Genomic DNA, 11,429 nt, shown 5'->3' on the forward strand with positions numbered 1-11,429 from the left:
TGGCGCGGCCCTGCAGGCGCACGGTGCCGGTGATGGTGCCCTCGCCCAGCACGGTGATGGAGCCGTCAAACTCGCCGACCGGCGCGATGACCTCGGTGCCCTGCTCGCCGCCGACGAACCGCACCAGTTTGACGCCGCTGAAGGACAGGGTTGCCACTCCCGCCGCGTCGCCCTGGAATGTCATGCGCGCCACCACGCCCATGCCGCTGGAAGGCGTGTCCCCGCGCTGCAGGCTGGACGCGAACTTCACCGTGCCCGCGCCGTCGTCTATGACGCCGTTCCACGGCGAGAATGCGCCGTCAAACCAGTCCGTAACCAGCGACGCACTCGTGGCCGTGAGGCGCGTCGTGTCGTAGTCCACGGTGAACTGGAACCCGAACACCTCGTCGGCGGCGATGTACACATCCACGACGACCGACCCGCCCACGCGGACGATGCTGGCCGTGGGCATGAACCCGATGCCGCCGTTCTGCGGAACGCCGCCCACGACGGGATGCCACGGGTCGTAGTCCACGCCGGCCGAGACGCCATCGCCGTTGGGGCCTGTGGGCCCGGCCACGTCGCCCCACCAGTTGTACTCGGCCACGACCGTGCCCGTGTCGCCCGGCGTCGTGTTGTTCACCCCGTAGCCGTCGTTGCCGATGAAATAGTTGTCCTGAATGGACACGGTGCCCGGCAAGGTGATGCCGTCCAGCGTCAGGCCGTCGGCAGGCTTCGTGTCGGACTTGTCCCAGAAGCCGGTCTGCCCTTCGCAGCGGTTGCCCTGGATGAGCAGGTTCGTGTAGGCGCCAGTGGCCCCCACGCCGCCCAGCCAGATGGCCGACAGGTTGCCGTTGTCATAGATGAGGTTGTCGCGGATGGTTACGTCGCTGGCCCCGTAGCGCAGCCAGATGGCCGCGTGGCTGGTCTCCTCGTGCGGCGCCATTCCATCGTTGCCGTGGATGCGGTTGCCCGCCACCGTCAGGTTGCGCATGGCTGTGAGCGGGTTGGTCGTAGCGCCGTAGTTGGCCAGTTTGATGGGGATGCCCAGCGAACTCTTGATCTCGTTGTTCTGGATGACTACGCCGTCAATCGTCTGCTGGAGCGAGGCCAAGCCGCCCGTGGATTCGGTGCGGAACTCAAGGCCGCTCCAGTCCGTGAGGTTCTGCAGCGTGCACACCTCCACGCGGATGTCCGACAGGTTCCCGTAGCCGTCCACGCCGATGTCCAGGGCGTCAAAGACGATGTTCTGGATGGTGATGTGGGCCAGGCCGGTGCCCACGTCGCGGCCCGACCCGACCGTGCCATCCTCGGTGGGCAGCCAGATGCCGCCCTCGTAGTCGGCCGCCGTGCCGTCGCCCAAGATGGTGTGCCCGGCGCCGTTAATCACGACGCCGCTGGTCCCGGGCATGACGACAATCGCGTAGGGATGGGCCGGGTCGTTGGGATCCACCAGGTCCGCGCTGAGGGTATAGGTTCCCGGAGCGGTGATGACGTAGCCCCAGGTGGAGATCGTGGCATCGCCCATGGCCACCGGCGGGAGCAAGGCCCACGAGAGGAGCAGGGCCCCAACGAGGAAAAACCGCACCAGCCTGCGTTTCATCGGACACCTCCTTATCCGTTGTTGCCAAATACCGAGACGCCGACTATACTTGCAGGCGAGACGCAGGCGCGAAGGCCCTCAGGGCTTCTCATTCCACCAGTTCGCGGTTCGCTTGCCCGGCCTACCCGCGAACTGGCCCTGCGTTCTCGCCTGGGTGAGCCGTTGGCGCGGCTCACCCAGTTTCTTGGGACCTTTTTCCTATTGAGCGCACAAGCGATTCATTGTAGAATGAAGGCGAACAGGGAGGCAGGGTGCCTTCGGGCATCCAAGTACGTAGCCATCGTTAACAACACTCCGCATCCTACCTGTTCGCAACGTAGAAGGGCTGACCGTTTGGGGGGGCGGTCAGTCCTTTTACTTTGGGGACCGGCCGACCCCGCACGCACACAAGCGCGCTCGCCCTTCGGGGAAAAACGCTGCCCGCAAATCCTCAGGCTAATCGCCCCGCCAGCGGTATGCGGGGACTTCTCTGTGGTGTTCTCTCCCACGGACGCTCCCAGGGTTTTTGAGGCAGGAGACAGGCGACACCTGCCTCCTGCCTCACGCACACCACCCATGCCACCGTATCCATGATAGCACAAATCCGGCCCGCTGTGTAGACCCAAGCGTACCGGATTTGTGAGTACCTTCGTACCTTTCGCTGCGGAGACGGCTATTTCGTCCGCTTCTTCCACCGCACTTTGGGCAGCGGGATGTCGCCTTGCACGGCCGCCATGACGGCCTCGGCGCGATTGTTCACCCCCATCTTCTGGTACAGCACCGACAGGTTGTTCTTCACCGTCTGCTCCGAAAGCGCCAGGTGCGCCGCGATCTCGCGGTTGGTGGCACCCTCCGCGATCAGCGCCAGGAGCACCCGCTCGCGCTCGGTCAGGCTGGCCTTTGAGAACCCCGCGCGCTCCTGCGACAGACGCCGGTACTCCTCCAGGAGCCGCGACGTGCTCGCCGGATCCAGCGACGCCTGGCCCTTGGCCGCGGCCCGCACCGCAGACACCACCGACTGGGCGTCGGCGGCCTTCAGCACGTAACTGCACGCGCCCGCCCGCAGGGCTTCCAGCAGCAGTTGTGGATCATCGTGCATCGTAAGCATGACCACCCGCGTGTTCGGGTACTGCTCCACGATGCTGCGGCAGACGCGGATACCGTCCATGCCCGGCAGGCCGATGTCCAGCAGCACCACATCGGGCTGCTTGCCCATCTCCTCCAGGGCCTGCTGCCCCGTGCCTGCCTCGCCCACCACTTCCAAATCCGGAATGTGGTTGAGCAACTCGCGCAGGCCATCGCGGAACACCGCATGATCATCCACCAACAAGACGCGAATCATCTCCTCCTTGTCCCCCCGACTCTACAGGTTACTCAAAGGTAGCGATACCGTTATGCATGTGCCTTTGCCCGGCGCCGATGCGATGCTCATGTCGCCCCCCGCCGCCTGGACGCTCTCCCGCAGCGTTCGGAGCCCCATGCCACGAGACAGGGCCCCCGCGTCGGGGTCAAACCCCTGGCCGTCGTCCTCAACTACAAGGGCCACGCGATTGGCCTCTACCCGAAGCGACACGCGCGCCGAGGCCGTAGCGGCGTGCTTGCGGATGTTGTTCAGGCACTCGCTCACGGCGCGGTACAGGAGGCCTTCCGCCCGTGGCCCCAGGCGCGGAAACGGCTCCGCCGTGTCCAGCGTTACGGCAATGCCGTGCTGCTCGGCCTGGGTCTCCAGCAACCTGCGGAGCGCGGGCAGGAATCCCTGCTCTTCCAGTTCCACGGGCTTCAGGGCGTGGAGCACGCGCCGCAACTGGGTGATGGATCGCTGGAGCGCCGCGATGATCCAGTCCATCTCGGCGGCGGCGCGGTCCGGGTCCGAATCCAGGAACGTGCGCGCCAATTGCGCCTTGACCAGGATTGCCGACAAGTCGCCGCCGACGCTGTCGTGCATCTCCGTAGCGACGCGGTTGCGCTCCTTCAGGATGCCGAGTTCCTCCGAGCGGCCCAAGAGGCGCGCCTTCTGGATGGCGGCCGCGACCAGGTTCCCGAACAGCCCCAGCAACTCCAGGTCGTCCTCTCCGAACGCGCCTTTCTCCGCGCTGCGCAGCGCCGTAAAGACGCCGATGAGTTCATCCTGCGTCCGCAGAGGCACAGCCGCGGCAAACCCGTAGAAGCCGACTCGGACAAGCCGCAAACTGCGCGCCACGGGCTTCCCCTCGCTGGCGGCTTTCCCCCAGACTCCTCGCCCCGCCGGCACGGCCAGCGGGAAGTGTTCGGCTTCGGCCAGCGCCGCCGACAGCAGTTTGAGCAGCCCGTAGCGGCGCACGTGCTCGTGGATGGCCACCGCGTCGGCACGGAAGAGTTCCCGCCCTGCATCCGCCGCCAGGATGGCCACAGCGTCCGCCGTCGGCAGTTCCATCAGGCGCAGCGAAATGCGGTGCAGGTCGCGAAGGCGCGCCGCCGATGCGGCCAGTTTCCGGTAGGATTGGGCCTGGCTCAAGGCGCTCCCCAGCGACCCCGCCAGCATCTGTGCCAGGCGGCGATCCGAGTCGCTCCACTCGCGCGGGACCGTGTCGTAGAGCGAGAGCACGCCGAACCCCTTGCCGCCGACGAAAATCGGCACAATCATGGCACTCTGGATGCTCGCTTGTTGGGCCGCCTCCACAACCTGGGGGGCGCCGGTGTACTCTTCGGCTCGGGTGATGACGACCGGAGAGCCGGTCTTCAGGGCGCGGTGGGCGGGGGCGCTGGGCGCGTTTGCCTCCACCGAGCGGACGACCTCCTCGGGCACGTTGTGGCGGGCGATGCACCGCAGGCCCCTCCCGCGCTCGTCGGCTTCATAGACGGCGCACGCCGACACCCGCAGCGCCCTCTCCACGGCTATGAGGGCCGACTTGAGCAACTTGCTCATGTCGCTGTGCTCACTCACGAAGAGAGAAACCTGATGCAGGGCCTCCATCTCCATGCGCATCTGCTGGCTGGACGCGCGCAGGGCGTCATAGTCCAGCGCCCACGCCAGGAGCGATGCGATGGCCTCAAGGAACAGGACATGGGCCCGCGAGGGGGGCGCGTCGGCCTCCGTGGCCGCGGCCAGGATGGCCTCGGGCCGCGCCCCGCCCAGGAAGACGGGCACCAGGGCCACCTGTCTGAACCCCTCACGGAACGACGCCGGAACGTCGTCGGGGTTCACGATCACCGATGAGCCGGCGGGGCGCCCCGCGGCAAATGCAGCAAGCGCATACGCGCGCATCTCGCCGGCAGTGCTCGCCGGCAGGCGGCGTAGCGCGTCCGGGGTCTTGCCCGCGGCAGTGCCCAGAGGACAGAGGACGCCCGCTTCCCAGTCCAGGCCCTCCAGCGCGAAGTCCAGGATGGCCTCCAACGCCTCGCCCAGGCTCTGCGCTGCCGCCACCGCCGCTTGAGCGCGCCCAAGCCACGCCAGCAGGCGCTCGCCGGCATCGGCCTGCGCCTCATACGGGAGCGCGGCCTCGCGAAGCGTAGGGGAGTCGCCTCGGCGCGTTCCCTTCCGTGGCGGGGTAGCCGCAGCAGCCTCGCGTTCCATCACGACTCGGGTGCAGGCTCGGATGGGACGGCCGGCCTTCGCCGGTGGTTGATGACGATGCCGGCAGCGCCAATGACCATGGCGATGATGGCGAAGACCTGCGCCGCCGCCAGACTGCCTAGCCGCCAGGCATCGGGCCGGAGCATCTCTATGAAGAACCGCCCGAACGGATAGTAGATGAGATACGCGAAGAACACATCTCCATCCCGAAGGCGGGGCGCCCACTTGCGGGCGAAGACCATGAATAGGATGAACCCGATGAGGCAGAACAGGGACTCATAGAGAAAGACCGGATGAAACCGCTCGTAGTTCTCCAGGCCCGGCAGCCGCCTCTCCGGCGCGATGTAGATACCCCAGGGCAAATCCGTCGGCGGGCCGTACAACTCCTGGTTGGCGAAGTTGCCCCAGCGGCCGATGGCCTGGGCCAGAAGTAGGCCAGGCGCGGCCACATCGGCCCAGCGCAGGAACTTGAGTTTCGCCCACCGCGTGTAAATCCATAGCCCCAGGGCCCCGCCGGCGACGGCCCCGTAGATCGCCAGTCCCCCCTCCCAGATCTTCAGGATGGCGATGGGGTTCTGGCGATAGTACCACCAGCCCAGGGAGCCGTCGGCGGGCGAGGAGAAGACGTGATACAGCCGCGCGCCGATGATGCCCAAGACCAGGCAGAGGAGGAGGCCGTTCCACACGTGCTCGGGATCCTCGCCGCGTCGGCGCGCCTCGCGTGTGGCGATGTAGGCGGCAGCGAGAATCCCCGTTACGATGAGCAGCCCGTACCAGCGAACGGCAAAGGGGCCAACCTGAAAAGCAATTGGATTCATGAGAAGTCCTCCTGCGTAGAGTCGCACTGCGGTTCCCGATGTTGCGCCTCCCTACAGCGTGCCCATCCAGGCGGCATTCGGGGTGGCGTGCCACTTGAATTATAGCACAACATGGGCTACAATTCCAATCAGCGTTGTGCGCGAAGTACCGTACCTCTGCAGCGGGAAACCGCATCATCCCTATACGGATAGGAGGGCAAGGCCGATGAGCGAAATGGACTGGCAGAGCATCCTGTTCACATGGGGTAGCAAGGCCGGCAAGATCGCGCTGATACTGGTGCTGGGCTACGTGGGAGTGCGCCTGGTGCGGGTGTTGGCTTTGGCGCTGGCGCGCGCGCTGGACGATAAAGGCGCGGTGCGGCTGGAGACGCGGAAACAACACAGGGAAACGATCATTCGCACCGTAAACCGCCTGGGCACTGGCGTCATCCTTGTCATCGTCTTGCTGACCATCCTCACCGAACTGGGCATCAACGTGGCTCCGCTCCTGGCGAGCGCGGGCGTGGTGGGCGTCGCCGTCGGGCTTGGCACACAGAGCCTCATCAAGGATGTCCTGGCCGGGCTGTTCATCCTGCTGGAAGACCAGTTTGGCATCGGCGACCTCGTAACCATCGCCGGCGTTACGGGCACGGTGGAGGAGATGTCGCTGCGGCGCACGGCCGTGCGCGGCTTCAACGGCACGCTCCACGTCGTCCCCAACAGCGAGATCAAGATCGTCTCCAACGCCAGCAAGGACTGGGCGCGGGTCATCGTGGACGTGGACGTGGCCTACGAGACCGACCTGGGACACGCCATGAGCATCCTGGCGCGGGTGGGCGAAACCCTGGCGTCGGCACCGGAGTTCCAGGCGGACGTGCTGGAGCCGCCACAGGTGCTGGGAGTCACGGCGCTGGCCGAATCGGGCATTACGCTGCGCATCGTGATGAAGGTCAGGGCAGGGGCACAATGGGCCATCTCCAGGGATTTGCAGAGGCGAATCAAGGAGGACTTTGACCGCGAGGGCATTGAAATCCCGTACCCGCAACACGTCGTCCACGTGAAGCAGTAGGCGCACAGGCCAGCCCCGAGGCCATCGCGGGCAGGGCGCGCATGTCTCCCCGCACTCCATCGCGCCGCCATCACCCGATGAGCGCGCGACTTCACAGAACGACGAATATCCTGTATAATGGCTGTGAACGGAAACCCAAATCGGCACGCACGGCATCTAAAAGGATGAGGAGGACGCCATGACGATAAGCAAAGACGATGTCATTGCCATGTTGAACGAGGACATGCGGGGCGAGCACATGGCCATCGTGCAGTACCTCCTGCACGCCTATGCCATGGGCGAGGGCGAAATCCCCGCCGAGATTGAGGCCATCGCACGCGACGAGATGCGGCACTTTGACTGGCTGGCCGACGCCATCGTGGAACTGGGCGGCACGCCCACGCTGGAGCGTGCCCCCGTGAAGCGGACCGATGACCACGCAGCCAACATGCGGCTGGACGTAACTGCCGAGGACGACGCCATCGCGCTCTACGAGCAGCACATCGCCGCCATTGACGACCCCAAACTGAAGCGGCTGCTGGAACGCATCGTCAGCGACGAGAAGGCGCACCGCGAGGACTTTGTGAAGTTCGCCGATGAGGTAGCCGCCCTCGCGGCGGAAACACCGCCCGAAGCCCAGGCGGCATCCCCTGACCCTGTCGCGCTGGATGTGCTGGACAAGGGCGTTCGTCACGAGTACACGGTCATCCTGCAGTACCTGTGGCATTCCTTCGTTACGCCCCACTGCGACATTTCCCGCGAGTTGGAGATGCAGGCCATCAACGAGATGCAGCACCTGGGCTGGCTTGCCGAGGAGATGGCGGGGATGGGCGGTTCCGTGGAGATTGAGCGCACGGCGGTGAACCAGAGCACCGACACCGCCGCCATGCTCGCCGCCGACATCCGCGCCGAGCGCGAGGTAACCGAGGTATACTCGGAGCAACTGAACAAAATCGCGGACGAGGGGCTGAAGGCCCTCATCGCCCGCATCCGCGACCACGAAGTGTATCACGATGCCGTGTTCTCGGACCTGCTCCAGTCGCTGCAGAAGGCGGGTGAGAAGGCCCCTTCTCCGACGAAGGGATTTACCGTCGGTAGTCTGAAAGAATAGACAGCACACAAAGGAGGATACCATGTCAGATCTGTTGATGCGAGAAGACGCGCCCCTGACCAGCGAAGAGTGGCAAAAACTAGACAACCTGGTGGTGGAAGTGGCGCGCAAGACCCTGGCTGGGCGGCGCTTCCTGCACCTGTTCGGCCCCCTGGGCGCGGGCGTCCAGGTCGTGCCCGTGGATAGGCTGGGCGGCGTAACCGGCGCTGCCGTCGGGTTTGAGGGCGAGGAAGGCGCGGAGGCGGTGGAACTGGCCGAGCGCGAGTACATCCCGCTGACCACCATCTCCAAGGATTTCGTCCTGCGCTGGGATGATGTGGCCCTGGCGCGCCAGCACGGCGGCGAGGTGGACTTCAGCCCGGCGGCGGCAGCGGCGTTCACCGTGGCCCGCGCCGAGGACGCGCTCCTGTTCCACGGCCAGGCCCGGGAGCCCGGTCTCCTGAAGATCAAGGGGCGCACCACCGTCCCGCTGGGCGAATGGGAGACAACCCCCGGCGCGGCGCTGGAAACCGTCCTTGCGGCCTGGAATAAACTCACCGCAGCCGGGTTCACCGGCGAGTTCGCGCTGGTGCTCAGCACCGACCTGTTCGCCAAACTCCACCGCGTCAACGGCGGAACCGGCGTCCTGGAAATCGCGCAGATTCGCGAACTCGTGAAGACCATCGTCCCGACCCCCGCGCTCAAGAGCCGGCAGGGGTTCCTGGTGGCCACCGGTCCCGAGAACCTGGACCTCGCCATCGGCCAGGACATCATCACGGCGTACCTGGGCCCGGACGGGATGGACCACGTCTTTCGCGTCTTTGAGAGCCTGGCGCTCCGGGTCAAGCGGCCTGGCGCCATCTGCACGTTTGAGTAATGCCAACCGACAGCAAGCGAATGCCCGTTGGGTGAGCAACGTCTGTTGCCCACCCGACGGGCGCGGCAACTCCATCGCGCCACGCCTCGGTTCGGGTCGCGTATGACCCACGTCATATACCCAGACCACGCCGTTTGGTAAAATAGGACTTGTAAAGGTATAATTTTCACAGAACCGTTGACCCGCAACGGACAGGAGGGGAACATGAGTCCAAGACCTCGTCTAGACGATTTGCACCTGGGGATAGGCAAGCGCGCCCGGCTGTACCGCCTGTTGTACGAGCACGGCCCGGGCAACGGCACCATGCTCCTGCTCCCCATTGACCAGGGGCTGGAACACGGGCCGATAGACTTTTTCGCCAATCCCGAGGCGCTCAACCCCGAATACCAGGCCCGGCTGGCCCTGGAAGGCGGCTATTCGGGCATCGTGTTTCACATCGGCCTGGCCGAGAAGTACATGCCCAAGTACGCCGGCAAGGTCCCGCTCGTCCTGAAACTCAACGGCAAGACCAACATCCCGCCCGACGATGAAGCCTTCTCGCCACAGACGGCCACCGTGGAGGACGCCGTGCGCCTGGGGGCCGATGCCGTCGGGTACACGCTGTACGTCGGCTCGCCCGCGCAGGATCAGGACTTCGTCCAGTTCATGCAGATTCGCGCAGAGGCCGAAAGGTTCGGCATGCCCGTTATCGTCTGGGCCTACCCGCGCGGCTGGGCCGTGGAGGAGAAGGGCGGCCGAGATAGCCTCTACGCCGTGGACTACGCGGCCCGCGTCGCCGACGAACTGGGCGCCGACGTGGTCAAACTCAACGTGCCCGACTTTGAGCCGGAGAAGAATCAGGCGTCGCCCAAGCCGTACAACACCCTGAAATTGGACTACGCTCAGGCCGTCCGCAAGGTGGTGGAATCGGCGGGCAAGACGATGGTCCTATTCTCCGGCGGGAGCAAAATCGGCGATGAGGATTTGCTGGAGAAAGCCCGCATCTGCATGGAAGCCGGGGCCACCGGGCTGATCTTCGGGCGCAACATGTGGCAGCGGCCCTATCACGAGGGCTTGGCCCTGACGGCGAAAATCAAGGAGATCATGCGGGCCGTATAGCCCAGCGAAGGCGATCCGGCTTTGCGTCCCACAGGAAGGACGCAGGAGGCCACGTTGAAAGCCCTTTCATTGCACCATGCCAGCATCATGGTGAGCGATTTGGCGCGCGCGGAGCGATTCTACTGCGAACTGCTCGGGCTGGAGCCTTTGCCCAGACCGCCCCGAGGCGTACCCGGGCTGTGGCTGAAAGCGGGCGATGGCCAGGTTCACGTGCTGCAGGGAGAGGTGGACACCGTCCCGCTCACCGCGGAGCGCAAAGCCCGAGAGGGCCGCGGGCTTGCGGCGCACTTCGCGCTCACGGTTTCCGATGCGCGTGCCATGGGTGCGCGGTTGGCGGAGAGCGGGTATCCCCCTCTCGGCGACCTGGTGGAGCGGCCCGACGGTTCCAAATCCGTTTTCGTGCGAGATCCCGACGGCAACCTGGTGGAGTTCATCCAGGTGGTCTCGTGAAACATCCCGTGTGAGGAGAACGTCGTTACGGTTATGGCTGTGAGAGAGATTCTTGTGAACGGGCATCCCCTCCTCCGCAAGAAGGCGAAGGAGGTCAAGCGCATCACGCCCGAAATCCAGGCGCTGTGCGCCGACTTGCTGGAGACCATGCGCGCCGCGCCGGGCGTGGGGCTGGCTGCCAATCAAGTGGGCGTGCTGCACCGCGTCGTGGTCATAGAGGTTCCGGAGGATGAGGACGAGTTGTTGGGCGGCAAGGCGTTCTGCCTCATCAACCCCGAAATCGTCCGGGCCAGCGGCTCGCAGGTAGGGAACGAGGGCTGCCTTTCGGTGCCGGGCTACGTGGGCGAGGTAGAACGCTACGAGAGCGTCGTCGTCAGGGCGCTGGCCGAAAACGGCAAGCGCGTGAAGATCTCGGCCCGTGGCTTCCTGGCCCGCGTCCTCCAGCACGAGATAGACCACCTGGACGGGATTCTCTACATTGACAAACTGACAAGCCCCGACAAACTGTACAAGGTGCAGGAGGGCGAGGAAGAGGCGGAAGAGGTGTAGGCGTCCGCCCAGAAAGCGAGGGGACATGCAGAGTTCTATCAGGTTGGGGAAAATCGGGGGCATTCCTGTAGGGCTTCACTACACGTGGTTCATCATCTTCGTGCTGGTGAGCCTGAGCCTGGCGCAGTTTTTCTTCCCGAACGAATACCCCGGATGGAGTCCGGGGCTTTATTGGACCGTAGGAGTTGCCACGAGCCTGCTGTTCTTCGGTTCCGTCCTGGCGCACGAACTGGCCCATAGCGTCGTGGCGCGCCGATTTGGCGTGCCGGTGCGGAGCATCACGCTGTCCTCCGAAAGGTGAAGTTCATCTGTGCAGCCACACCGCCCACCGACTGGCCTGCTGGGCCAGTTGGGGCAGCAGGGTGATGACCACGAACCACGCCGCGTACCCGCCCGCGATCACCAG

At 65.3% G+C, this 11,429-nt stretch carries 11 protein-coding genes; 7 read left to right on the plus strand and 4 right to left on the minus strand.

Translation table 11 applies throughout. The features are described 5' to 3' along the window. The 4 genes from H5T65_12505 to H5T65_12520 form a co-directional block, all read right to left on the minus strand. A partial coding sequence (locus tag H5T65_12505) for a right-handed parallel beta-helix repeat-containing protein (protein ID MBC7260057.1) occupies positions 1–1,582 on the minus strand: 1,582 nt, incomplete at its 3' end. 652 nt (positions 1,583–2,234) lie between these two features. Next, positions 2,235–2,903 (minus strand): response regulator transcription factor, encoded by a 669-nt coding sequence (locus H5T65_12510; GenBank protein MBC7260058.1) that lies wholly within the window; start codon positions 2,901–2,903, stop codon positions 2,235–2,237. 21 nt (positions 2,904–2,924) lie between these two features. Beyond that, positions 2,925–5,117: a GAF domain-containing sensor histidine kinase gene (locus H5T65_12515; GenBank protein ID MBC7260059.1), complete on the minus strand. Its 2,193-nt coding sequence runs from the start codon at positions 5,115–5,117 to the stop codon at positions 2,925–2,927. Continuing rightward, on the minus strand, positions 5,114–5,932 hold the full coding sequence (locus tag H5T65_12520; protein MBC7260060.1) for a prolipoprotein diacylglyceryl transferase: 819 nt from the start codon (positions 5,930–5,932) through the stop codon (positions 5,114–5,116). Before H5T65_12520 ends, H5T65_12515 begins: the two co-directional genes overlap by 4 nt. A gap of 205 nt (positions 5,933–6,137) precedes the next feature. On the opposite strand from H5T65_12520, the gene H5T65_12525 reads away from it, so the two are divergent. The 7 genes from H5T65_12525 (at position 6,138) to H5T65_12555 (ending at position 11,324) form a co-directional block, all read left to right on the plus strand. After that, positions 6,138–6,980 carry a mechanosensitive ion channel family protein gene (locus H5T65_12525; protein ID MBC7260061.1) on the plus strand — a complete coding sequence of 281 codons (843 nt, stop codon included), beginning with the start codon at positions 6,138–6,140 and terminating at the stop codon, positions 6,978–6,980. A gap of 178 nt (positions 6,981–7,158) precedes the next feature. After that, the gene (locus tag H5T65_12530) at positions 7,159–8,070 is read left to right on the plus strand and encodes a ferritin-like domain-containing protein (GenBank protein ID MBC7260062.1); all 912 of its coding nucleotides are present in this window, start codon (positions 7,159–7,161) and stop codon (positions 8,068–8,070) included. Positions 8,071–8,092: 22 nt separating this feature from the next. Then, complete coding sequence (locus tag H5T65_12535) at positions 8,093–8,926, plus strand: bacteriocin family protein (GenBank protein MBC7260063.1); 834 nt, start codon at positions 8,093–8,095, stop codon at positions 8,924–8,926. Between the two features lie 204 nt (positions 8,927–9,130). Further along, positions 9,131–10,024 carry a fructose-bisphosphate aldolase gene (locus H5T65_12540; GenBank protein ID MBC7260064.1) on the plus strand — a complete coding sequence of 298 codons (894 nt, stop codon included), beginning with the start codon at positions 9,131–9,133 and terminating at the stop codon, positions 10,022–10,024. Positions 10,025–10,078: 54 nt separating this feature from the next. Further along, on the plus strand, positions 10,079–10,474 hold the full coding sequence (locus tag H5T65_12545; protein MBC7260065.1) for a VOC family protein: 396 nt from the start codon (positions 10,079–10,081) through the stop codon (positions 10,472–10,474). A gap of 33 nt (positions 10,475–10,507) precedes the next feature. Further along, a complete protein-coding gene (gene def, locus H5T65_12550; GenBank protein MBC7260066.1) occupies positions 10,508–11,023 on the plus strand; it encodes a peptide deformylase in 516 nt (171 codons plus the stop codon). A 25-nt stretch (positions 11,024–11,048) separates the two neighbouring features. Next, positions 11,049–11,324, plus strand: coding sequence for a hypothetical protein (locus tag H5T65_12555; GenBank protein ID MBC7260067.1), 276 nt, complete (start codon positions 11,049–11,051; stop codon positions 11,322–11,324). Positions 11,325–11,429 lie beyond the last annotated feature (105 nt).

Source organism: Chloroflexota bacterium, assembly GCA_014360805.1.
GTDB lineage: Bacteria > Chloroflexota > Anaerolineae > DTLA01 > DTLA01 > DTLA01.

Excerpts from the sequence above, each read along its gene's own strand:
- H5T65_12510 (MBC7260058.1), bottom strand. The coding sequence starts at position 2,903 with ATGATTCGCGTCTTGTTGGTGGATGATCATGCGGTGTTCCGCGATGGC.
- H5T65_12520 (MBC7260060.1), bottom strand. The coding sequence starts at position 5,932 with ATGAATCCAATTGCTTTTCAGGTTGGCCCCTTTGCCGTTCGCTGGTAC.
- H5T65_12525 (MBC7260061.1), top strand. The coding sequence starts at position 6,138 with ATGAGCGAAATGGACTGGCAGAGCATCCTGTTCACATGGGGTAGCAAG.
- H5T65_12530 (MBC7260062.1), top strand. The coding sequence starts at position 7,159 with ATGACGATAAGCAAAGACGATGTCATTGCCATGTTGAACGAGGACATG.
- H5T65_12535 (MBC7260063.1), top strand. The coding sequence starts at position 8,093 with ATGTCAGATCTGTTGATGCGAGAAGACGCGCCCCTGACCAGCGAAGAG.
- H5T65_12540 (MBC7260064.1), top strand. The coding sequence starts at position 9,131 with ATGAGTCCAAGACCTCGTCTAGACGATTTGCACCTGGGGATAGGCAAG.
- def (MBC7260066.1), top strand. The coding sequence starts at position 10,508 with ATGGCTGTGAGAGAGATTCTTGTGAACGGGCATCCCCTCCTCCGCAAG.
- H5T65_12555 (MBC7260067.1), top strand. The coding sequence starts at position 11,049 with ATGCAGAGTTCTATCAGGTTGGGGAAAATCGGGGGCATTCCTGTAGGG.